Raw genomic sequence first — 23722 nt, 5'->3', positions numbered from 1 at the left:
CTTTAATCTTCAAAAGGAATTCATACTCACTCGGCCAGGCGGGGCGTGGCATGGCTTGGCGTGGCCAGGCAAGGCCTGGCAAGGCAAAGCAAGGAGTTTGGCAGAACTATAAACTGCCATTTATTTATTATTCTTCTTCATCTGGAGATAAAAAGGTTGCTTTCAATAAATCTCTGCTTTCTTTTGGTGCAAATTGAAGATAAGATTCAGTTATACTCATATCAGAATGTTCCAAAAGGTTAGATAATTTCTTTAAATCTGCAGGATTCTTCATTTGTCTAGTAACCATAATAGAAAAAGTATGCCTAAAACTATGGGGATGTACCTTAATTCCTAGTTCCTTTGCATATTTACTTAAGAAAATCCACACTGCAACCCTACTTAAATGTCTATCTTCCAGATATGGACTGGAGAAAACATAATCATCTGGTCCTATTTCATTAATTCTAATATATTCCAGTAGGTACATCATAGCCTGTTTATCTAAAGGTTTGGATTTTCTTAGGTGTGTTTTAATAGTATGATAACCTTTTTCAGAATCATCCTTTACTTTCTTATATTTTTTTTCAATATTCCATGTAATCATACCAGTACTTATATCGTTTTCATCATCAAATCTTATGTCTTTTGGTTTAAGTTCTAACAATTCCCCAATCCTTCTGCCTGTTCTTAGTAATAATAATAGGATTAAAAAGTTTCTACCCCCATCATTCGCCTTACTTGCTCTATCTAATAGGGCCTGAACCTCCCTTTGTTGTAGATATGACCCTTCTTGGTCCTTCATTGGAGTTATTCTACTATTAACCATCTTATATTTAACAATTCTTATCTTTTGTTAAACCAAAAAGAATTTAATCAAAAGATATCTCCTTATTTTGTTTATTATAAGTTAGTGTCTGTGTGGGAATGGTTATGGGTTCAGATTCATTAAGATATCTATAAATAGTCGTTGAAGGGATATCCAGTTCCCTAGATATGTCAATAGGCCTAGTCGTCTTAGCCATTTTAATCACAGCTTTTCTTATCCACTCCTGATATTTCTCTGCTCTCTTACCTGCTCCAATATCTGTGGTGTCTTGTCCCATGTCGTCGTAACCAAATTCATCTTTAGCTTTTCGATATGCAGTTCTAAACTTTGTGGGCATATCATCAAATTCAACAACTCCGACAAAGTTCCTTAACTTACTTAATATCCTTATCTTTTCTTTTGTGTCCATGTCAGTAACCTTCTTCCTTCCATAGTTCTTTTTAACAACATCCATCCCTTCCTTCATCCACCATGGGTCGTCAGTAAATGGATTCCAGTCCTTTGCAAATAAAACACCTATTCCTCTATCAAGAATATGTAACCAAAATTTTATTCTATGTTTTCTAAAAAATTCGTTGAAGTCTGTAAATCTTGGCATACAAAGTAAAGTAATTTTATTTTCTTTTCTTGCTAATGCATAAAGCATATTTAGGAACTTTTGAATAGGAGAGCCCCAATTTAACTTATATAAAATCTTAATTGCCTCGTCGGCATTAAGTACAGAATATCTTGGAGTTTCTTTCATTTGAGTTTCCACCTTCTCTTTACTAGGAGAAAAGATTGTTCTTTCTAAAAAAATCTCAATCATTTTATCTTCTGGAATATTCTCGTTCTTTAAACTTTCAATTAGAATATTACTTGCACAGGTACTCTTTGAACTTCCTTCTTCTCCAGTTATTGCAACAACGGCATCATAATCTTTCTTTGCTCTTTTAATAAAAACTTCTGTACATTCTGGAATTGTTATAATATCATAATCCATTTTATATTCCTGCAGCTCTTTCAAGTCTTTCTTTACCTGTTGTTTCTGTTCTCGTTGGAACACCTAACTTTATGTTCTTTTGTTTAACTTCATAAAGCCATTTCTTATATCCTCTTAATTCTTGTATTAATGCAGTTGGAATTTTATCTCCATGATTCTTTTTCCAATCCTTATACATTTCATTTAGTTTATTTTCTCTTTCTCTACCTTCTTCTTGTAAAACGGACCACATCATAGAATATAATCTATCACCATAAACTTCAATCAAATAAAAATATAATCTATCTACTGTGTCTAAATCAATTTCTTCCTGTAATTGCATCTCTCTTAATTGTACAAAAAGCATGTCAACATTCCACTCCATTTGAGAAAGCTGTTTTAAAGTGTCTTGTCCAGTATTAAATTCGGCAGTAAATTTTGGAACGAATATAGGTTTATCCATTTGTTAAATCTTTTAAATCTTTTAAATAGGAACATTTATTAATTTATAAATCTTACTTAAAACTAAATGAAAATAAAAAACTTGTATTCAGGAATAAAACAAAATCTTAAAGGATTTTATTGGAGCTGTTTATGGATTACAATAGGAGCAGGAATAGTATTTTTATCTCAAAATCAAGTAAAAGATAATCCATTTATTTTAAGAGAATTTAGTAATTGGTTGATGTGGGTTCCTTCAACATGGGGTTTATCTTTTATGGCTATGTGTGGATTTATTATTTTATTGGGGGATAAAGAATGAGTATATTTGGCAATATAAAAACTAATGTTGTAAGAGCAGTAAAATCAACTTACACAAAGATAACTGGAAAAGACACAAGTCCAACCTATGTTCCTTCAACTTCATCCAGTTCTGGTTTTACTTCAACTAAAACATCATCATCTGGTCAAGCTGTTGATTATGGAAAATCATTTCCATCTGGTCAAGGAAGGTCAATTCCAACTCCGACACCAACAAGAAGAACAGGTGGAGGAACTACATCAAGAGGAAATAACCTTAGTGTTCCAACTCAATCTTCTGTAAATGCAAATAAGAATCTTACAGGAGGAACAAATGTAAATCTTCAACCAAATTCAAGTTTAAGTTCTCAAGTTTCAAATAAAAAAAGTTCAACAAGTTCTTATCTAAACCAACCTAATTTTTATAATAAGGCAAATAAAAGATATAGAGATTCTTTAACTTCAACTTATGTTAAAACAGGTAAGGACCAATCAACTGTTTCTGAATTTAAAGGAACTCCAGAATTTACTTCTGGAAGTAAATTTGTTGATTTCTTTGATACAAATACTGAATCACAATATTCCATAAACTATCCAACTGGGAAAGGTGGAGCAAAAGAATTATTAGATTTTGGAAAGACAACTCCTGTTAAACAATCAAGAGGGTTAAATAAAGTTAATGAATTAGAAAAACAAAATCCCAACATAGGTGACCCATATTTTTTACAAAATGAAGCAGATAAAATAATAAAGAATGATTATGCAAATATGAGTGTTGATGTTAATTCTTTTGTTCAAAATGATGTTAAATTTAAGAAAGCAGTAGAATCAAAGAACGAATATAATAAAGCTTTAGATGAAATATCTGGTTATTCAGGAAAATCTAAATTAAAGACTGCTGGTGAAACAGCAATTTATGCAGGAACATCTCTTTTAAATCCTGTTGCTGGAACTGGTTTATTAGTCGGTAAAGGAGTTTATGAAGTTTCAAAGGGTTCAAAGAAAGACACTCTACTTGTAAATAAAAATAATGATTTCCCAATTTATGGAAGTTATAAACCTTCTAAAGAAACATTAAAAGGTTATTTTGATGTTGGTTTTGCAGGATTAGGTGCAGGTTTTGGTGCTAATGAAGTATTCAAAACAAGTTTATTACCTCCAACTAAATCTTTTAGTGTTACAGATTCTTCTGCTGTTAATGTTGGAAAAAATCAATTTGGAGGAGATAATTTTATTTTACAAGGAGAGAGTAAAGGGTTCTTTCCTTCCAGAAAAGACTTAGGAACTGCAAGTTCTTATTTTGAGGGTGGAGCAGAAACAACTCCATTAGAAGGTGGAGGTTCAAGAGTATATGCACAGATAAAATCCGGAACTAATTTGGATAAAGAGATTAAAGTAAATGCAAAAGGTGGTTCTGGAGGTAGGAAATTATCTTTAAGTGAAGCAGACATAACCTTTGCAGATATTGATGCACAGGGATTAAGTAAAGGTGTTGGTGAAATAAGAAATAAAGAAATAGGAAATATGAATGTTAATCTTAATGCAGATAAGGAACTTAAAGGATTAATAGACTTAAAAACTGGAGGTAAAACAACTAACTCCTTAGTTAATGTTAATACTAAAAGAATTAACAAAGTTGAAAATGATTTCTTTAAAATAGAAAAGTTTGGTTCTGCTAGTGTTCAAGATACTTATAAGGACCTTGTGGGAAATACTCCTTTAATGAGGGGTTATAATTTAGGAACTTCTAAGGTTTTAAGTTTAAAGAATATAGGAAAAGATTTGGGTAGTTTTAATTCTGGAAGTAATAGTTTAAAGGCTAATCTTAAATTTGATAATGTAGGTGGAGGAAATGCTTTGGCCACAGCAGAAAAAATGAATCAACAAGAGGTATTTAAAGCATTAGATAGAATATTTCAAGAAGCACAAATAAAAGAAGTTAAGGAGATTAGAACAAAAACTGCAGGTTCTAGGACTTCAAGTAAATTAATCTCAGTTCCAAAACAAAGTTTTCAAACACCTTCTATAAGTTTAGGTGATTTAGAAATGCCAAAACCACCGAAAGCACAAACTAAACAAAAAATGGAACAAAAGAATGAATTTGCTTTCTTAGAATATGTAACACCGAAGGTAAAAACAAAAACTTCCAGTTCAACAGTATTAAAAGAAATGTCTTTACAAATGCCGAAGGAACTAACACTTCCAAAGGTTACTCCAAAAGAAAGGGTAAAACTAAATCCAAGATTAAATATTAAACCTCCAACATTTGGAGGAATACCTGACTTTGGATTTGCTAAAGAAACAGGGTTTGGATTACCTCCTATTGCTTTACCTGATTTAAGATTATTTGATACAGGTCGTAACAAAAAGTTTAAAAAGAAGAAAAGAGTTAAGAGTAAATACTTGGCAGATTTAGGTTCAATCCAGTTCGGTATTGAAGCTCCTAAAATTCCAAAAACTTATGGTTTAGGGTTAGGAGGATTGACCTCAAGGCCAGTAGTTAATAAAAGAAAGAGTAAAAAGAAAAAATAACTATGGATAATTACTACGAAGATAAAAACACTGGTGAAGTATTACCTTCTGATGATGGATACCAAGTTGCACCACCTCCCTCAAGTTATGAATATGATTCTGTTATTAGAGAAAGAAAAGTTAATAATTTTTTATCTCAAACAAGTTCGGCAGTAACTTTAGAAAAAATAAGTTATCTTTTTCAAGGTTATATCTATGACCAAGTTGAAAAAACTTGGAAGAAATTATTTCAACCTATTCCAGAAGATATAAGAAATGATTTTTTACAGTGTCTTTCTATCTATTTAACCGACGATATAAGAATGACAAGGTTAAGCGTTACCCAAATTAACGGGATAATTGAAATATTAATTCACTGGTCTGCAGATTATTTAGATATTAAGGCAGATGAAAAGGAACTTTCAGAAGAAGATATGACAAGGATAGGATATATTTTTCTTAGTGCAGCATTAATTGCTTTGTCAAGAGCATTAAATGGAACTGAAAGAGATAAGATTTATTCAACATTAAGGTTAGGAGATAACTTTTCAGATTATATTCCAAAAGAAAAAGAGAGTTTTCTTGGGAATTTATTTAAATGGAAATAATTAATAAATGGCATCAGTAGATTGGACTGGATATTTAGCACAAGGTGGAACAGTATTTGTTTGGGGAATACTTCTAATTGTAGGAGTGATAGTTCTTTTAGGTGGTGGGGGTTGGATGGTTTGGAGTGCAAGACAAAGGAAGAAATATACTTTAACCGTACCAATAAGATTACCAAGAGAAAATAATAGGGTTATTTTAAGTGAACTTGCAAAGGGTTATTTAGATGTTAAAAGGGGTTCTATTATAATTAAAAGAAAAGGAAGGAAACCTGTTGCATCAAGGCCTATTGACCCAAAGATATGGATGCAAGGTCAGTCTGTTGTTGAAGCAATCCAAGCAGGACCAGAAGACTTTATTATATGTTTAGCAGATAGTTATAAATTGGTTAAAGATAAAGACGGTAAAACTTATGGATTATTGGATATAATTGCAGATATTGGTAAAAGAAAAGTTTGGAAAACCTACTATGAAAGGGAAGCAAAGAAGGCTTTTACAATAACGGACTGGGCTAATGACCATAGATTTGCAATAGAAATGTCTATATTATTGGTTTCAATGTTCATAGGTTTTGCAATATTATGGACGAAGGTATAAAGTAAAAATATTTATAGTATGTTTTTTTATCTATAATATTATATGGAAGCTGAAATAAAGGAGGTTAGCAAGAAAAAAACCCTTATTTTCATTGGGGTTATAGTAGTTTTAACCTCTTTTCTTTTAGTGTGGGCGTTCTATGGGGCAGATTTTAAAGAAAGTTATGACAAAATAAATGTAGATTACCAAGATGGAATAAATAACCTTCCTTCATTAGTAACAATCGGAACAGAAGAAGGAAACCAACAATGGACAGTTACAAAATCAACAGGGTGGGAAGGAGATAATTTTTATGTTTGGTTTTCAGATTTAAAAGATAAAAAAACCCAGATATGTTTAGTGGCTAAAAATGAAAATCAATTAACTTCAACACCAGATTTAAAATTATATGACGAAAACAATAATCCAATTCTTGACAATAAAAATAAAGACATAATATTAAAATACGAATCTTCTAAATGTGATGGAATGAATGGTTATACAATAACCTTAACAGATGCACAGGCAATAAATATAAATGATTATATTAAATTTGGTAACAACTCAATAGCAATAACTTATCAAAACATTTCTAGAGTATCTTATGACGGAGGATGGTTTAATCTTAATGCAACTTTATATATTAATTTAGACGGAAACTTTACAAACACAATAAATAATATATTTGTTTTTAACGACGGTAATAAAAATAAGTTTGGAGCAAATGTTACAGGATTTGAAGGAAATCAACAATTTAAATATATTTTAGAAGCAGACAAACCAGTAATAAAAAAGAATGAATTTAATTATTATATCGAAGGAGAAGAAGTAAATGATGGTTTAACAAAAACAAAAGAAGTGCATGATATTTCTTTAGAAGATATTTGTGAATTGAAATTTATTGAAACTGGTGGAACAATGATAATACCAGAAGGGGAAGTACCAGCAGGTTATGTCTTTAATCCAAATTGTTCAATAACTCAATCAAGTCCAAATGAATTAGAAATAACTTTCTATGCAGAAGAATTAAATGGAACAATAAATGTAGACCCTTCAATAACAATAGATGGAACTACAAGTTATACTTCAACGGATGTTAATGTAACTCAAGAAACTGGGTATGCTCATGCAAATATCTCTACATCTCCCCCTTACGACCAGCTAGTCCTATATACTCCATTTGATTTGAATAAAGTTGATGATTATACCGGAAAAAATACTTTAGCAAAAAATGGAGTAATTTATACGCATGGATATTTTAATGGGAGTTATTCTTATAGTGGTAGTTATAATGATTATATATATAGTACATCCACAACTGCGGATGTAACAGGAGGTCAAATGAGTGCATTTGCTTGGATTAATGCAAGTTATATTGATGACTCTGCTAATGGGAACCTTATTGTTTCAAAGTATGATACTACTGGAAGCAATAGAGTTTTTGCTTTTGGTATAAATAATTGGGCTCCTGATGGAATTTCAAATACCCCTTTTATTTATTTAGGTTTAACTGATGGAACCTTTGGTTATAAGGGGAGGGCATCAACAAATGATTTAATTACAACAGGTGAATGGTATCATGTAGGGTTTACTAAAGATGGAACAAATTTAACTTTTTATGTAAATGGACAGGCGTATTCTGCTACGGATATTGCTGGAAGTGTTCCTGCTACTTCAAAAAGTTGTGATGAAAATTGGAGAATTGGTTATGCTGTTGCAGGAGGATATATAGGTGGATTTAAAGGAAGAATTGATGAAGTAATGGTTTTTAATAATTCTTTAAGTTCTTCTCAAGTTCAAGATATTTATAATAATCAATCTGCAAGATTTGTAAATGAAGGTACTCAAACTTTTTCAAGTCAGAATTTATCGGAAGGAACAAATACTGCGAATGTTACTCTGGAAAATTCTCTAAGTTTTTTTGATTCTAATCTTTCTGTTTCAATTAATGGTGGAACGGAAGTTAATTTTTCTAAAGGTGTTGCGAATAATGTTCCATATACAGGAAGTTCTACTTCTGCAAGTGTGGTTATAAAATATTTTTCTGGAGTGACTAGGTTTTATTCGCCTTTAGTAATAGGAAATATAACAATTGATAGTTGGATTGGAGCAGGGGGAGATTCAGTTTATCCAGTATTCTATAACTATACAGATAACAATGCAAGTTTAACCGATACAGGTTTAGGAACTTTTTCAGTAAATGTTAATGATACAAACGGAACAGTTATTTTACATATAGACGGAAATGATATTCTTGCGAGTAATACTTCAAATTGGTTTAATGTTAGTTATAGCTTTTCAAGTGCAGGAGATTATGCTTATAATTGGACTTCTTATGGAAACGGAACAAGTAATAATTTAAACACCTCAGCAACGAGGATTTATACCGTTAATGCAACAGCAGTGGATACAGATTATCCAGTATTCTCAAATTACTTAACATCACCAGATAATAATACTGAATATGTTGAAGGAGCAAGTTATGAATTTAATGTAACAATAACTTCAACAAACGGAACAGCAGGAATAGAATTTGATGGCGTTAATTATAGTCTTAGCAACTTATCGGAAGTTTACCACACAGTTCTTTCTGATTTAGGGGCTAAGACTTATAGTTATTATTATTGGGCTTATGGAAATGGAACAGATAACTTATACAATGTTTCAACAATCAAGAGTTATACAATAGCAAAGAATAGTTCATATACCTTAGGGATTACAGGAACGACACCAATAACTTATGGAACTGTTACAGATGTTTCAGGCAATAGTTGTCCTTCACAATTAAGTTGTTCATTAGACAAACCAAATCAAGTTTATGGAGTTGGAACTGAAACATTTAATTATTCAACATCTGGTAATGAGAACTATACAGGCAATTCAATAACAAAAGATATAGTTATTAATCAAGCAAATTCAGAAACGAGTTTAACTTTTGATAAAACTTCTCCTCAAATATATCCAGAGCCAATAACTCCGACTTGTTCAGTTACAACAGGGGAAGGAAGTGCAAGTTTAAACATCGGAACAAGTGGAAGTCCAATAGTATTAGGGGCAGGAAGTTATGACTTTAATTGTTCTTTGGCAGAAACTCAAAATTATACAGCGTCGGAGAATGTTTCTAACTTTGTAATAAACAAAAACCAAACAAGTTTAGGATTAACTGCGACTACTCCAATCACTTATGGAACAGTTACAGATTTTGCTGGTAGTGGATGTAATTCTGAAATAAGTTGTAGTTTAAACATAAGTAACGGAATTTATAGTGCAGGAACAATATCAGCAAACTATTCAACATCTGGAAATGAAAACTATTCTGGAAGTTCAGCAGTTTTCACGGTAACAATAAACAAAGCATCATCAGTTGTTAATATGTTTTTAGATAATGCACAATCAGATAAAGCAATTACAAAGGATTCAATAATAGATATTAATGCAAGTTTAACAACAGGGGAGGGTGATATACAAATATTAGAGGATGGAATTATATTTAATTCTGGAAGTTCACCATTATATAATTCAACGAACTTCACTTCTGTTGGATATTATAACTTTACAGCTTACTATCCAGCAACAGAAAACTATACGACAGATTCGGAAACATTTTTCTTAAATGTTTCATTAAGTGCAGATACGACTAACCCAAGTGTTACAAACTTATTAGAAACTCCAACAAACTCAACAGAATATAATCCTGTTCAGACATATTATTTTAATTCTACAATTACCGACGATAGAACATTAGATACTGTTTTGTTAGAATTTAATGGAGTTAATTATTCAGCATCACAATTAGGTAATGTTTTCACGAAAACTTTAAACAATTTAGGAGCAGGAGTTTATGATTATAGATGGTATGCGAATGATACTTCTGGAAATGTAAATAATTCAGAAACAGGAAGTTATACTATAAATAAGAATAACTCTTATGTTTTATCTATTTCTGGAACTTCTCCAATAAACTACGGAACAACGACAGATGTTTCTGGTTCAGGTTGTCCTTCTCAATTAAGTTGTGATTTAGATAAAGCGAATGCAGTTTATGGGGCAGGAACAGAAGTCTTTAATTATTCGACGGTAGGTAACGCAAACTATACAGGAAATTCTACAACAATCTCGATAACAATAAATAAAATTACACCAAATGTTGTTTTAAGATTAAATGGAGCAAGTGCAAACAAAACGGTTAATAATGTAACAAGCGTTACACTCCTTGCAACAGCTAATAATGACCAAAACGATATATATTTATATGCTAATAACAGTCTATTTAACATGGGGAAAACAAGTATAAGTAATATAACGACATTTCCAATACCATTTCTTTATAATATCACTGCTATTTATCCAGAATCGGAAAACTATTCAAATGACTTTCAAACATGGTGGCTTAATGTTACAGAATATATTGCAAGTAATGGAACCTCAACAGTAACTCAAACTCCAATATGCCATTATAAGAAATTTGGATTTTATAATTTAAGATTACCGTGGATAAGGGAGGAGAATTGCATATGAAATTAAATAAGTTATTTGTTTATTTAATAATTGGAATGTTTTTAATAACATTAGCAAGTGCAGAAGTTCAAACACTTGGAACTTTTAAACAAGGCGATAATGTTGAAATTCAACAAACTTGTTCAAATTGCACCTATGTTAATTTGCAATCTGTAACTTACCCAAACTCAACGACGGAAATAATTGATATTGCTATGACTCAAAATGGATATTACTATAATTATGATTTCAATAAAACTTCTTCTATTGGTTCTTATATCGTTTCAACTTGTGGTGACCCAGATGGTGTTGTAACTTGTGTTAATTATGATTATTATGTTACTCCAACAGGAGAAATATCTAATAATGTTAGTGTTTCATTACAGATATTTGTTTCTTTATCCTGTTTATTCCTTATGTTAATATTCCTTTATTTTTCAACAAAAACACAGAGGGAGAGCATCCTTCCAAATGGTGTGCCTAAAAAAGAAGATAACCTCGGATTAAAACTATTCTTTTATGGTCTTTCATTTATCTTCTTAATATCTCATGTTTTAATAACTCAAATAGTTTTACAGAATGTATTTGGAGAAAATTTCCTTACTAGTGTTTATACGATTGTAACATGGATATTACTAATGGTTGCAACTTTAATCAGTTTGTACACTGTTCTTAAAATAACATTTATGGAAGTTGATAATTTTAAGAGGAGGACTGGATTAAAGTAGGTTTTAAATAATGGGAAGTATTAATCATCCTATGGATAGGGAAAGCGATAAACTACTAAAAAAAGCTAAACAGGAATATGAAAAAAATATTGGAATGAAGATACACCATGAAGCATTTTGTAAAAGATTTTTACTTCCTAAAATAAAGGAAATAAAACTTAGTGATGGGGAGGTAAATGTTAATGGAAGAAAGTTTAAGAGGAAATAAAAGAGGAAGTATAAGTGATGTTGCGTTTTGGATAATTATGATTATTGCCTTTTCGGTTTTAGTCTTAATAATGTCTTATGCTTTTACACAAGTTAATGACCAATTAAAAACTTCTCCAATAGGAGCAAATAATGAATCTGCTGCAGCGTTAGATTATGAAACAAGTGTTATAGGATATTTTGATGGGTTATTCTTAGCAGTGTTTATTGCCTTATCCTTAGCAGTTTTAATCACAGCTTATTTCATATACTCTAATCCAATCTTTGTACCTGTTTATATAATTGCATTAGGATTTTTAGTGTTAATATCTACTGTTGGTCAATATATATATAATTCATTAATTAATAATCCAGACTTAGCATCAACTGGAACAAGTAATCCAATGATGACTTTAATAATGAGTCACCTTATTATATCTTCCATAGTTATTGGAGTATTAAGTATGATATTAATATTTTCCAAAAAATCAGGGGAAAGTGTGGGAGGTAGTTTCTAATGAATAAAAAATTATTTTTAGTTTTAATATTTGGATTATTATTAATAAGTTTTGTTAGTGCAGATTATTATAAAGAAGAAAGTGGAATTGCAGGTGTTGGTTCTGCAACAACAACAGGACAAGACGGAGTTAATATTACTATGACTGCAGGAGGGTGGTCTATTGCATCCGTTGAAAAATATGCAAGTAGTAGTGCAACAAAGGTTTATATTAAAAATTCTACTGGTTCACTTCTTGGAAGCACAACATTTTCAGGAGATATTGCAAATTTCACAATACCTATACCTGTTGAATCAGGAGAAACATATTCTATTTTAGTTGATAATAATGGTGGTTCTTATTCTACTAGATATAGTGCAGGAGGAGCATTACCTGTTTCTGGAACATATTTAGATTGGATAGATGGTGTCCCTGGAAGTACAGGGGGAGGAACAACAAACGCTTATGATGTTGTTGCGATTGGATTAGAATCAGGACAAATATCTAAGAATATAACCTTAACAACTCCAGTAGATAATTTAGTTATAAATGATGTTGGAGATTATTTTAATGTTACTTATTCTTCATCTAATTATACCTTCAATAATGCAACTTACTATTTATGGAAGGGTGGAACTTTATTTAACCAAACAACTGTTTCGCTTAGTGGTTCAAATTTAACAACAAGTTCTTTATTTATAGACGGTTTTACAATAGGAACTTATGAATGGAATGTTTTTGGATGTTTCAACAATGCAACTTATTCTAATTGTTCTTGGTCAGATAATGGAAATTTTAGTTTTAGTGTTAGTGCTTCTGTTACAAATTTATCTTATTCAAATATAACTTATGAAACAAGTAGAGAAACTTATAGTGCGAACATGGAATTAGTACCTGGAACAACCTTGTATGATGTTAAATTAAATTATGGTGGAACAGATTATCCTGCAAGTTTTACTAATGTTAGTGATGTTTATTATATTACTTCTTCAATAGATATACCTTTAAGTAATGGTTCGGCAGTAAATAAATCATTTTATTGGAAAACTATTTATTCTATTGGAACAGGAAGTTATCTTTATGATAATTCCTCAATGTATAATCAAACAATACTACCACTATCTTTTTCAGTTTGTAATGGAAGTAGTTTGAATAGAACATTAGAGTTTAAATTGTATGATGAAACTAATTTAACCCCTTTAACTAATTTTAATTTCTTAGCAACATTTAATATCTGGTTAGGTACTGGTCAGACTTATGTTAATTATTCAGTAAATAATCTTTCAATAGCTAATGTTTATATTTGTTCAGGAGCAATAGATTATAATTATTCTACTAACGCAATAATACAATATGAAAAAGTAGGATATGGAAAAAGAAATTATTACTTAGTTAATAATACCCTAAATAATATTCAACAGAATATATCCTTATTCGCATTACCAACAGCAAGTTCAACAAGTTTCTTAATAACATTAAAGGATGCTAGTCAGTTACCTGTTTCAGATGCTTATCTATATATTCAGAGATATTACCCGGGTACAAATGCTTATGAAACAGTTGCAATGGGAATCACAGATAATTCAGGGAATGTTCCAATAGATTTTGAAGCACAAACAGAAGATTATAGAATTGTTGCACAGAAAAATGGTCAAGTATTATATCAAAGTCCAGTTCAAAAAGTTTATTGTACAACAACACCCTGTACATTACCACTTCAAACACAAAGTGATGGTATTTCAACATGGACTTCTTATGGTAATTTAAGTAGTTTTATTTATAGTTTAACCTTTGATAATAGTACTAATATCTGGAGTTATGAATATATAGATACTTCTGGAACAACACACTATGGAAGGTTATGGGTTTATTCTATTGATAATGTTAATGGAAAACAAACAATTTGCGATACTAATTCTACTTCCAGTGGGGCATTATTGACTTGTAATATTACAGGATACTCTGGAACAATCTATGCAGAAGCTTATATTAGTAGAAGTCCAGAAATATTAGTCTGGGCTAAATCAGTAATAATAAATTCAGTGAGAGAAATACTAAGTTTTGATGGATTATTTTGGGCCTTAATTATTATAATACTTTTAATTTTAGGTGGGTTAGGTATTGCAGGAGTAACAGGAGGAATAATTGGATTAAATTTAGGCTTATTAGCAACTAGTACAATGGGAATTGCTTTGTTTGGTCCGATTACAACATTTGCATTTATAATAGGTTCATTAGTAATACTATGGGTGATAAAAGAATGATAAAACTAGCTTACAACAAGAGAGGAATGATTATGAGGGATTATGTAATTATATTGATACTCTTTAGTGTAATAGTTGGGTTACTTGCTTTAGTAATAAGTGATTTAAGTAGTGTTAATAACGGATATAATGTTCCAAATATAACAGATAGTAGTTTTGATGGAACTTATAATAAATTAGAAAATACAACAAGTTTAATCAATACAGGGGCTAATGAAACATCAGGGGGTTTAGGTAATCTTCTTGGAGGAGCAGATGTATTCTTTAGTTCTACGGTTACAATTTTTAGTTTAGTCTTCAATTCATTTGGTTTAGTTAGTGGTGTCTTTGCATCATTTATAACAAGTTTTGGTATTCCTTTACCAATCGCTAATCTTATATTCCCAGCAGTACTTTCAATAATAACTGCTATTATAATCTTTGTAGTAATATCATCACTAACAAAGACGAAGGTATAAAATGGACCCAATAATGCCAACAAACGCAACAGAGCAAGTTACAGGAATTTACACTTACTTTAAATGGGTTCAGGAAACAAGTGCAGGTCAGTTCTTTTTATGGATTCTTTTTGGACTTTTCATATTATTTTATTTATCCATAAAACAATATACCTCTAATGGTAGGGCCTTTTTAGCATCATCATTTTTCTGTATGGCTATCTCTGCAATTTTAACAGTCTTACAATTATTAAATTCAATGTATGCTTATGCATTTATCCTATTAACTGGAATAGGTGTTGTATGGAGTTATTTGGAGAATAGAGTAGAATGAAACCTAAAAAAGATACTGAATTACAAACAAGAGTGGGAAAGAATATGGAATTTATAATTAATGAATTTCAAAAAGAGTTTTATAGAGTTAGAGGTATAAAGATTAATTCTAAACAAGCATTAGAGATAATTGCACATGATATAGTTGATGCAAAAGTTTATAATTTTCTACCCGAAAAGTTAGATAAAACCAAAGATAGCAAAGTGTAACAGTTTGTTACTTATTAGTAGAAATATTTTTAAAGAAAAAACACTATTTCTAAATATGAATATAGTTATAAGGAGGTCCAGAAAAAATGAAAACTAAACTTTCTCTAAACAAGAAAGGACAAGCTCTAAACGGATTGTACGCAGGTATGTTAGTTCTTGCAACAATCGGTATTTTAGCAGCTATCTTGTTATATGTTTTGACGCAGATTGCAACTAACTTTACTGCTGCTTCATCTGCTTATAATGCAGTAACAAGTCTTATCGGATACATTGTTGCGTTCTTACCATGGATTGGAATTATATTCACAGTTCTTGGGGCATCAGTTGTTTTGAATTATGTTATAACTTCTTTTAGAGGTGGGCGTGGAGCTTAAACACCGATAATGTCTAAGGAAGTGTGACTAGCTTTCTAACTCAGTAGTCAAAGGCCGTTAATTCAGATATTGAATTTGTTTTTGAATTAACGGCCATCATATTAAGAAAAAATTAAAGGAGGTTAAAAAAATGAATAAAAGCATGGATAGAAAAAGAAGGTCCAAACAGGCTTGGGAAAGGGGTAGAGGAGCACCAAGAAAAGGAAACCCACGATATAAACCTGTTATGAGGAACGGAAGAAAAGTGTATATAGTAAGAAAGAGATAAGGAGGTAAAATCAGATGAAGTGCGAAAAGAAAAAAACAAGAAAAAAGAAGAAAAGGTAATGATAAAGGGTGGGGATTAATTCCCCACCTGTTACACTTTGTTATTATTTATTAATGGTTAGAAATTATTAAAAGGGTTATTAAATTAAATAGAAAATGGATAAGGAAAAAATAAAGGAAAGGATATTGCAATGGCAACTTCTCGCAGAACAATATCTAAAAGATAATGAAAATGTCTTTATAAAAGAACTTAATGGTAATTTACATTTCTGCAAAATTGTTCTTTGTGGTGAAACAAAGATAACCGTCGATAACTATGCACCAGAGCAAAGAGCTGGGAAAAGAGATTATATTGATTGGTTAAATATTTCTGATTTTAATATAGTGGAGGAAAAGCGATTATGAGAGCAAGAAATTTTGAGGAAGATTTAGCAGATTCAAATAACATCGAATTATTAAAAGACTGGGAAAGATATATTAGAAAGATTTTTGGAGAAGATGCAATTATTAATTGGAAAGAAAATTGTATGGTTTCTCAAAAGGATTTTGGTTCTGATGTTTTAGTTACGGATAAAAAAGGTAGAAAAAACTCTATTGATGTTAAAACAAGGAGATATGATTATTTAGGAAATGGAAATTATATTCTTGAAATTGCACACCATATTTATACTGATGAAACAAGAACAACAAAAAAAGAAACAAAAGCAGGATGGCTTTATTGTTCTACTTCTGATATTATTCTTTTTGGAACGGTTAATCAGGAAAAAACAAAACTATTAGAGGTTTGTGGATTTAGTATTATTCCATTCAAAGAAGAATATTTTAAATCTGAAATAAGCAATTTAAAATCAGTATGGGCATCAACCCAATATCAAAATGGAAATTTCCAGCTAACTCTAAACAAATTGGTTGATTTAGATTTTTTGAAAAATAATGCAATTAAATTTTGGTATTTTAAAGAATGAAAATATTTGATTTGGAATCACATAAGTTTGCTGATATTTTCCCAATGGTTGAGGGTGTTCAGGCAGAACAATTAAAAATGGATATCAAAGAAAATGGATTAATTCAACCAGTAGTTTTATTCGAAGGTAAAATCCTTGATGGGCGTAATAGGTATAGAGCATCTATGGAGCTTGGTATAACTCCCAAATTTGAAGAATACAAAGGTGAAAAACCTTTGGAGTATGTTATTTCAGGTAATCTTAAAAGAAGGCACTTAACTGCTGACCAGAGAGCCGTAATTGCACAGGAAGTTATGCCTATGTTGGAGGAAGAAGCTAAAAAAAGACAAGCTACATCTACTGGTGGTAATAAACCACAGCTTGTGGAAAAAATTCCCAAAGCTGGTGAAAGGAGTTCTGTTCAAGCAGGAAAGATGTTTAATGTTAATGAAAAGTATATCAGAGATGTTAAGAAACTTATTATAAAATCTCCCGAAAAAGTAGAACAAATAAAAAAGGGAGAAATCACTTTGCAAGATGTAAAAAGAGAAGAACGCCTTGAAAAGATTAAACAGCAAAGAGAAGAACTCCAAAAAGAAGTTTTAGAACAACCAAAAGGGCTTTATGATGTTATTGTAATTGACCCTCCTTGGAATTATGGAACAGATGAAAATTATAATCCTGAAGGTTTTAGAGGGACAACTCCATATATGACAATGACTTTGGATGAGATAAAAAATATTAAACTTCCAATAAAAGATGATTGTGTTCTTTGGTTATGGACTACAAATTTATTCTTACCAGATTGTTATCCTTTACTTAAGGAATGGGGTTTTGAATTAAAGAGCATGGTTACTTGGGATAAACAACATATTGGAACTGGGAGATGGTTAAGAAGTCAAACTGAACATTGTATTTTAGCAATAAAAGGAAAACCATTTTTTAACAATACCAAATGGTCAACTCTTATATCTGAAAAGAGAACAGAACACTCAGCTAAGCCAGAAATATTTTATAAGATGGTTGATGAAATTTGTGCTGGGAGGAAATTAGATTATTTTGCAAGAAAGAAAAGGGAAGGATGGGATGTTTATGGAGATGAAGTAAAATGACAAACAAATTTAAATGTCCAAATTGTAAGAGAGAAACAGCAAAGGCAGATAATATAATTATGGTGTTATGTCCATGTGGATATGAAATGATAAAAGAGGTGGAGGAGTATGACGGATATTGATTCTATGAAAGAATTTGCCGAGATGATTGTTAAGGATTTTGGTAAGTTTGGAAGAATTGAGGAAGATGGTTCTTTAATAATCGATTCTGGTTTTCAATCTCAAAAGATTGGGGAGGTAAGAAAAGTTAATCAAATAATAGATAGTTATTTGGATAAATCTGATTTAGCAAAACAAATATGGGAAATACAACCATATTTTTATGACCGTTCAAGAATTTGGTGGTTATGGGATAAAGCAGAATGTAGATGGAAGAATGTCGATGATAAAGATATTTTAAACATGGTGAGTGACCATTCAAGTGCAAACACTGTCTCATCAAAAGAAAAAACAGAAATAATAGAATCAATGCAGCAATATGGGAGGAGAAAGATTCCTTTAACACCTAAAGAAACATGGATTCAATTTAGAGATTTAATTGTTGATGTAATGACAGGTGAGGAGTTTAAAGCAACACCCGACTATTTTGTAACCAATCCTATTCCTTATGCTCTACATAAAGATAAGTTTATTAATACACCAACGATGGACAGAATATTTGAGGAGTGGGTTGGTAAAGATTATGTTAAAACTTTATATGAAATTATTGCTTATTGTTTAATTCCTTCTTACCCAATCCATAGAATATTTTGTTTTATTGGTGGTGGAATGAATGGAAAAAGTAAATTTTTAGAATTACTAAGGAAGTTTATTGGAGATTATAATTGTGGAGCAACAGAGTTGGACACTTTATTAAATTCCAGATTTGAATTAACAAGACTACATAAAAAATTAGTTTGTCAGATGGGAGAAACAAATTTTAATGAGATGAGTAAAACTTCTATGCTTAAAAAATTAAGTGGGGGGGATTTAATTGGGTTTGAATACAAAAATAAAGACTTATTAGAGGAGATAAACTACGCAAAGATATTAATTTCTACAAATAATCTTCCTTCAACAACAGACAAAACTATTGGTTTTTATAGGAGATGGATGATTATTGATTTTCCTAATCAATTCTCAGAAAAAAAAGATATATTAGGAGAGATACCTGAAGAAGAATATGAGATTCTGGCAGTTAAATCCTTAGGAATATTAAAAGATTTATTAGATAAGAGGGAATTCCATAAAGAAGGGAGTGTTGAGGAAAGGATGGAGAGATATGAGTCAAAAAGTAACTTTCTGGATAAATTCTTAAAGAATTTTATTATTGAAGATGCAAACCATTTTATAACTAAATCAGATTTTATTAAAAAATTTCTTTCTTGGTCCAATGAAAATAGATACAGAATTATGTCAGAAACTTCTATTGGGAAGAAAATGAAAGAAATGGGGTTTGAATCTACAACAAAATACTTTGATTGGTTACATGATGGAAGGGGGGGAAATGCTCGTGTTTGGCTTGGAATAAAATGGAAAGATTAGACTTCACAGGTTTCACAGGTTTCACAGGTATTCTCACTCATATACACACATGGGAAACTAAGTGGGGAATGTTGTTAAACCTGTTAAACCTGTTAAGAAATACACCTACTTGTTCGGTATACCGAACAACTCACACTCCAGAAGGTTTTAATCAACCCTTTTTCCTTCTGGAGATTCATAGTCTGGAAAGCCATGGGAGAAGTAAAACCCAGACAAAACCTATGGAGTCCCTCCATACCACCTCTTTTTATTCTTCTGCCCATGGCATTAATTCTCTGGCAGTAAAACCTAACAAAGTGCCTTATTCAGTTAAATCACCTCTGAATAACCTCTACTTTCATTGCGATGTTTCTGTGGGGAGTTTGGTTGAAGAACCAGAAACATTAAGAGATAGGGATAACTGCCAGAGAACTATAAAACAAAACATAAACAAAACCAAAACATTTATAAACTTTAATACCCTATGAATATTAGAAAAAAATGGCAAAAAGAATAAGACAAGTTAGTAAATGGGGAAACTCGTATGTTATAAGATTGGCAAAGCCAGACTTAACAGACTACGGCATTGAAGAAGGAACATTGGTGAACATAGAAGATATTGAAGTAATAGAAAAGGAGAAGAAAAGAAAATGAGCTTACCACAATTTGAAAACATGACAATCGGACAATTACAGAAAATCCATGAAGATTACTTAGTAATGGAAGCAGAATTAGATTACTTAAAACACAAATATCCAAATGCAATAAAACCAAAAGAAAAAAACGCAGATGAAATATTAGAAGAAATATTGGAGGAAGGGAAATGAAAACTAACATAATTGAAAGGAGGTCAAAGAGTTAAAATGGACTACCAAAGTGAATTAAAAAAACTGCAAGAAGGTTCTTCCTACTGGAAACCCAAAGTTGGTCAATTCAAGGTGAGAGCATTGTCAGAACTTGAAGAAGCTGACCCATATGTTCAAGGTGAAGAAAAAACACCCCAAGCAAAGATAAAGATTCTTGTAAATGAAGAAGAAAAAATCTGGACTTTTGGAAAAGGGAAAACACCTGCATCAACTTACGGTCAACTAGTTGAACTTGCTACAAAACACGCAAATCAACTCCAAGGAGTTGAATTTACCGTTGTAGTAAAATCGGACGGCACTAAAAACGATTATACAATCGTTTAAATTTTATTTAACTTACCCCTTTAATTTTTGAGGGGTTTTATAATCACAGGAGAACAAAGAAAATGAAAGAAAAAAAACTAAGAAAAATAGAAACAAATGAATTTTATATAATTACTATTTTACTTCTTTATGTGATTTTCCTTTATTTAGTGTATATTACTTTTGCTGGATTTATTTTATTCTTTTTGAGAGATAATATTATTTTAAGTATTGGTATGTTATTCCTTGTTTTAGTTTATATGATTTATAAAATAAACAGAATTCATAATTCTTTTTATGAAAAAGAAGAAGGAGAACAAAGAAAATGACTAAAATATATTACTGCAAAAGGGATAAGAGTTTGACGGAATGGAGTTATTTAGGAACTCAAACAGGATTAAAACACGAGCCAGTATTTGATTTATATAACTGTGTAAATTGTGACTCAACAAAAAGCGAAACAACATTAAGAGAAGATACTCACGAATACATAAGAAATTGTTTAACTGCAAAAGTTATAGCTGTTCACAAATTAAGTGTGGAGGAAGGGAAATGACATTTCTAAATAAATACAATTACCCTTTATTCTGGATAATTGGACTTACTCTTGGAATTGGTTATTTAGTGGTGGGATTAGTTCATAATTTGGCAGAGGAGGATGGGAAATGATTAATGAAATACTTGCATACTTATTAGGTGCTCTTACTGTTGGATTAATTGAAGCAGGGATAATTGTAAAAAGGATAAGGGAGCAAAAAGATGAATGATAAAACCTATAATATCTTAATTTCAGTAATGATATTATTATTTATTGTTATTGGGGTAATTTTCTTCTTGGAGAAAGGATTTCCAACTGAATTCTTTTCAAAAGCATTTTCTTCTCAAACATACACTAATTTTATTAATAGTTTATCTATAAGAGTATATGTTTGGGCCTGTGTTGTTGGTTCTTTGTTTCTTTTTACTTCAATTTGGATGTTCACAGGTAATTTGTATAAAGATGATAGAGAAAGAATGGGAATGTTATTCATAACTGTAATTTTATTAATAATGTTCCTAATAATAACCCAAATTTTAGTTATAAAGGGCATAGTAGGTCGAAATAACGATTGTTTGGCCTTTTACTCGTTAGGATACCAAAACGGTAATAATTCAATGGGATATGAATTTAATTTTCTAAAAAACTGCAATTATGATAATGAAACTTTAGATAAATTTGCACAAATTCAATATGGAGGAAACCAAAAATTTGATTATGGAGGTCCAAATACTTCATGGATGGAAAATTATGAGGGAAAAGAATAATGTTAGACTGGTTAAATAAAAAGTTAGCCTTATTTATAATATTAAGTGTTGTAACATACTATTATCGTAAATCCTTATTAGATGCAGTTATTGTCTTTTTTGCTTTGAATTTTTTTAATTTTGTTATTGGATTAATACTAAGGGATATGGATTCGGACCATCAATCAATGTAAAACTACGCACAATACAGATAGTGCGTAGTTTTAGAAAATGAAAATAGAAAAATTTATATAGTAGGGTAGGGTAGGTTAAATATGGAAAAAAAGAGATGCCAATATTGTAAGAAGATAATTGAAGGTTATACTAAAAAGCAAGTTGATTACATGATGAATCAACATATTCTCTCTAAACACAAAGATAAAATTGATATAATTGAAAGGAGGTAATGTAAAATGAAACAAGAAAAATTTCAATACAAGAACACAGAGAAATTTACTCCAGAAGTAATTGATGAAGTTTTAGAAGTTCAAAAAACTTATGGACTTACAGCAGAAAACATACTTCGTAAGGCGAGTAAAAAATCCAGTTCGTTATATGGATTTTTTGATTGGGACGATTCTTCAGCAGGAGAAAAGTGGAGATTAGGACAAGCAAGACAACTTATCAACGAGATAAAAATTGTTGTTGATGATAAAGAGCTATATGCTTTTGAAAGTATTAATGTGTCAGTTAAAGACGCAGAAGAACCAACAAACAAAAAAAGTAAGTTTGGTATTAGAGAATACAAACCAATAGTTGAAATTATGAATAATGAGGATTATAGGCTTCAATTAATTCATAGAGCTTTAGCAGAAGCAAATTATTGGAAAGAAAGACATGCTGAACTCTTGGAACTTAATCCAATCTTTGCTTCAATAGATACAGAAAAGAAAAAATGGCAACTCAACAAAAGATAAATCTAAAGAAGTTGGATATTGGAACCATAGTCGTTAAGGTAGTTGGAAAATCTCCATATTTGCCAGAACCTATGGATATGGCAGTTCTTGAAAAGTATAATAAAATAAAATCAAAGCAGAACTATACTAAAGACGATATTTCAGAAGAAGAAAAGGTTACTGCAAAATTTTATTATACTGAAGATGGAAAATATGGTATTCCTGCAAGAGCAATATATAACTCTATGATTAGAGCTTCTTCATATCTCTTTGACATCAAACAAGGTGGAATGAGAAATATTAAAGAGGGAGTTACTATTGTTGGGGATATTCTTCCTTTGGAGTTCAAGAAACAAAAAGTATTGACACATTGGGGAAGAACATCAGGAATGAAAGGTTCACCAAGAAAGATAATGAGAAATGCTTTTGAAGATTGGAGTGTTGAAGTAACAATTCAATTTAACAAAGCGAACCTTAGTGCAGAACAAATTGTTAATGTTTTAAACTGGGCAGGATTTCATATTGGAGTTGGTGGATTCAGAAAAGAAAAAACTGGTAACTTTGGAGCGTTCCAAATAGAATTTAAATAAATTTTACATTATATCCCTCTTTATTTTTGTGAGGGATTTTCATACTCACAGGGCATGGCAAGGCATGGCAAGGCACGGCATGGCGGGGCTTGGCAAAGCAAGGTAGTTATCCTTTAATCTTCAAAAGGAATTCATATTCAAGTGGCTCGGAATGGCTAGGCGTAGCACGGTAAGGCAAAGCAAAGCAAGGTAGTTATCCTTTAATCTTCAAAAGGAATTCATACTCAC

The 23722-nt window shown here is 31.0% G+C and carries 31 protein-coding genes; 28 read left to right on the top strand and 3 right to left on the bottom strand.

Features of this window, described 5'->3' with window-relative positions; translation table 11 throughout:
* Positions 1-127: 127 nt before the first annotated feature.
* From Q0617_RS12145 to Q0617_RS12135, 3 genes are all read right to left on the bottom strand, one after another.
* Positions 128-784: a site-specific integrase gene (locus tag Q0617_RS12145; RefSeq protein WP_298753585.1), complete on the bottom strand. Its 657-nt coding sequence runs from the start codon at positions 782-784 to the stop codon at positions 128-130.
* A 67-nt stretch (positions 785-851) separates the two neighbouring features.
* Positions 852-1790 (bottom strand): hypothetical protein, encoded by a 939-nt coding sequence (locus tag Q0617_RS12140; protein WP_298753584.1) that lies wholly within the window; start codon positions 1788-1790, stop codon positions 852-854.
* A 1-nt stretch (position 1791) separates the two neighbouring features.
* Complete coding sequence (locus Q0617_RS12135; RefSeq protein ID WP_298753583.1) at positions 1792-2232, bottom strand: hypothetical protein; 441 nt, start codon at positions 2230-2232, stop codon at positions 1792-1794.
* A gap of 66 nt (positions 2233-2298) precedes the next feature.
* On the opposite strand from Q0617_RS12135, the gene Q0617_RS12130 reads away from it, so the two are divergent.
* From Q0617_RS12130 to Q0617_RS11995, 28 genes are all read left to right on the top strand, one after another.
* Positions 2299-2532, top strand: coding sequence for a hypothetical protein (locus tag Q0617_RS12130; RefSeq protein ID WP_298753582.1), 234 nt, complete (start codon positions 2299-2301; stop codon positions 2530-2532).
* A complete protein-coding gene (locus Q0617_RS12125) occupies positions 2529-5042 on the top strand; it encodes a hypothetical protein (protein WP_298753581.1) in 2514 nt (837 codons plus the stop codon). Before Q0617_RS12130 ends, Q0617_RS12125 begins: the two co-directional genes overlap by 4 nt.
* A gap of 2 nt (positions 5043-5044) precedes the next feature.
* Positions 5045-5629 carry a hypothetical protein gene (locus Q0617_RS12120; RefSeq protein ID WP_298753580.1) on the top strand — a complete coding sequence of 195 codons (585 nt, stop codon included), beginning with the start codon at positions 5045-5047 and terminating at the stop codon, positions 5627-5629.
* Positions 5630-5636: 7 nt separating this feature from the next.
* Positions 5637-6224, top strand: coding sequence for a hypothetical protein (locus tag Q0617_RS12115; protein WP_298753579.1), 588 nt, complete (start codon positions 5637-5639; stop codon positions 6222-6224).
* 42 nt (positions 6225-6266) lie between these two features.
* On the top strand, positions 6267-10721 hold the full coding sequence (locus tag Q0617_RS12110) for a LamG domain-containing protein (protein WP_298753578.1): 4455 nt from the start codon (positions 6267-6269) through the stop codon (positions 10719-10721).
* Complete coding sequence (locus Q0617_RS12105) at positions 10718-11428, top strand: hypothetical protein (RefSeq protein WP_298753577.1); 711 nt, start codon at positions 10718-10720, stop codon at positions 11426-11428. The genes Q0617_RS12110 and Q0617_RS12105 overlap by 4 nt, the downstream gene beginning before the upstream one ends.
* Before the next feature lie 10 nt (positions 11429-11438).
* Complete coding sequence (locus Q0617_RS12100) at positions 11439-11636, top strand: hypothetical protein (RefSeq protein ID WP_298753576.1); 198 nt, start codon at positions 11439-11441, stop codon at positions 11634-11636.
* Positions 11611-12132, top strand: a complete 522-nt coding sequence (locus Q0617_RS12095) for a hypothetical protein (RefSeq protein WP_298753575.1) — start codon at positions 11611-11613, stop codon at positions 12130-12132. Before Q0617_RS12100 ends, Q0617_RS12095 begins: the two co-directional genes overlap by 26 nt.
* The gene (locus Q0617_RS12090) at positions 12132-14375 is read left to right on the top strand and encodes a hypothetical protein (RefSeq protein ID WP_298753574.1); all 2244 of its coding nucleotides are present in this window, start codon (positions 12132-12134) and stop codon (positions 14373-14375) included. Before Q0617_RS12095 ends, Q0617_RS12090 begins: the two co-directional genes overlap by 1 nt.
* The gene (locus tag Q0617_RS12085; protein WP_298753573.1) at positions 14357-14833 is read left to right on the top strand and encodes a hypothetical protein; all 477 of its coding nucleotides are present in this window, start codon (positions 14357-14359) and stop codon (positions 14831-14833) included. The genes Q0617_RS12090 and Q0617_RS12085 overlap by 19 nt, the downstream gene beginning before the upstream one ends.
* A 13-nt stretch (positions 14834-14846) precedes the next feature.
* Entirely contained in the window at positions 14847-15146 is a 300-nt protein-coding gene (locus Q0617_RS12080; protein ID WP_298753572.1) for a hypothetical protein, read from the top strand.
* A complete protein-coding gene (locus Q0617_RS12075) occupies positions 15143-15355 on the top strand; it encodes a hypothetical protein (protein ID WP_298753571.1) in 213 nt (70 codons plus the stop codon). The genes Q0617_RS12080 and Q0617_RS12075 overlap by 4 nt, the downstream gene beginning before the upstream one ends.
* Positions 15356-15441: 86 nt before the next feature.
* Positions 15442-15729 (top strand): hypothetical protein, encoded by a 288-nt coding sequence (locus Q0617_RS12070; protein ID WP_298753570.1) that lies wholly within the window; start codon positions 15442-15444, stop codon positions 15727-15729.
* 130 nt (positions 15730-15859) lie between these two features.
* On the top strand, positions 15860-15997 hold the full coding sequence (locus Q0617_RS12065) for a hypothetical protein (protein WP_298753569.1): 138 nt from the start codon (positions 15860-15862) through the stop codon (positions 15995-15997).
* A 185-nt stretch (positions 15998-16182) separates the two neighbouring features.
* Positions 16183-16401 carry a hypothetical protein gene (locus tag Q0617_RS12060; protein ID WP_298753568.1) on the top strand — a complete coding sequence of 73 codons (219 nt, stop codon included), beginning with the start codon at positions 16183-16185 and terminating at the stop codon, positions 16399-16401.
* Complete coding sequence (locus Q0617_RS12055; protein WP_298753567.1) at positions 16398-16961, top strand: hypothetical protein; 564 nt, start codon at positions 16398-16400, stop codon at positions 16959-16961. The genes Q0617_RS12060 and Q0617_RS12055 overlap by 4 nt, the downstream gene beginning before the upstream one ends.
* Positions 16958-18052 (top strand): MT-A70 family methyltransferase, encoded by a 1095-nt coding sequence (locus Q0617_RS12050; RefSeq protein WP_298753566.1) that lies wholly within the window; start codon positions 16958-16960, stop codon positions 18050-18052. Before Q0617_RS12055 ends, Q0617_RS12050 begins: the two co-directional genes overlap by 4 nt.
* Positions 18053-18160: 108 nt before the next feature.
* The gene (locus tag Q0617_RS12045) at positions 18161-19576 is read left to right on the top strand and encodes a phage/plasmid primase, P4 family (RefSeq protein ID WP_298753565.1); all 1416 of its coding nucleotides are present in this window, start codon (positions 18161-18163) and stop codon (positions 19574-19576) included.
* Positions 19564-20043 carry a hypothetical protein gene (locus Q0617_RS12040; RefSeq protein WP_298753563.1) on the top strand — a complete coding sequence of 160 codons (480 nt, stop codon included), beginning with the start codon at positions 19564-19566 and terminating at the stop codon, positions 20041-20043. Before Q0617_RS12045 ends, Q0617_RS12040 begins: the two co-directional genes overlap by 13 nt.
* 13 nt (positions 20044-20056) lie before the next feature.
* Complete coding sequence (locus Q0617_RS12035) at positions 20057-20209, top strand: hypothetical protein (RefSeq protein WP_298753562.1); 153 nt, start codon at positions 20057-20059, stop codon at positions 20207-20209.
* Entirely contained in the window at positions 20206-20382 is a 177-nt protein-coding gene (locus Q0617_RS12030) for a hypothetical protein (RefSeq protein ID WP_298753561.1), read from the top strand. Before Q0617_RS12035 ends, Q0617_RS12030 begins: the two co-directional genes overlap by 4 nt.
* 120 nt (positions 20383-20502) lie before the next feature.
* Positions 20503-20745, top strand: coding sequence for a hypothetical protein (locus tag Q0617_RS12025; RefSeq protein WP_298753560.1), 243 nt, complete (start codon positions 20503-20505; stop codon positions 20743-20745).
* 62 nt (positions 20746-20807) lie between these two features.
* The gene (locus Q0617_RS12020) at positions 20808-21053 is read left to right on the top strand and encodes a hypothetical protein (RefSeq protein WP_298753559.1); all 246 of its coding nucleotides are present in this window, start codon (positions 20808-20810) and stop codon (positions 21051-21053) included.
* Positions 21054-21085: 32 nt separating this feature from the next.
* Positions 21086-21280, top strand: a complete 195-nt coding sequence (locus tag Q0617_RS12015) for a hypothetical protein (RefSeq protein ID WP_298753558.1) — start codon at positions 21086-21088, stop codon at positions 21278-21280.
* A 203-nt stretch (positions 21281-21483) separates the two neighbouring features.
* On the top strand, positions 21484-22029 hold the full coding sequence (locus tag Q0617_RS12010) for a hypothetical protein (protein WP_298753557.1): 546 nt from the start codon (positions 21484-21486) through the stop codon (positions 22027-22029).
* Positions 22029-22202: a hypothetical protein gene (locus Q0617_RS12005; protein WP_298753556.1), complete on the top strand. Its 174-nt coding sequence runs from the start codon at positions 22029-22031 to the stop codon at positions 22200-22202. The genes Q0617_RS12010 and Q0617_RS12005 overlap by 1 nt, the downstream gene beginning before the upstream one ends.
* Before the next feature lie 219 nt (positions 22203-22421).
* Positions 22422-22925, top strand: a complete 504-nt coding sequence (locus tag Q0617_RS12000; protein ID WP_298753555.1) for a hypothetical protein — start codon at positions 22422-22424, stop codon at positions 22923-22925.
* Entirely contained in the window at positions 22904-23494 is a 591-nt protein-coding gene (locus Q0617_RS11995) for a hypothetical protein (RefSeq protein WP_298753553.1), read from the top strand. The genes Q0617_RS12000 and Q0617_RS11995 overlap by 22 nt, the downstream gene beginning before the upstream one ends.
* Positions 23495-23722 lie beyond the last annotated feature (228 nt).

This window comes from uncultured Arcobacter sp. (genome assembly GCF_937982575.1).
In the GTDB taxonomy this organism is placed as follows: Bacteria; Campylobacterota; Campylobacteria; order Campylobacterales; family Arcobacteraceae; genus Arcobacter.
Note: the sequence above shows the minus strand (reverse complement) of the source record. Positions and strands in the feature narration are given on the sequence as shown.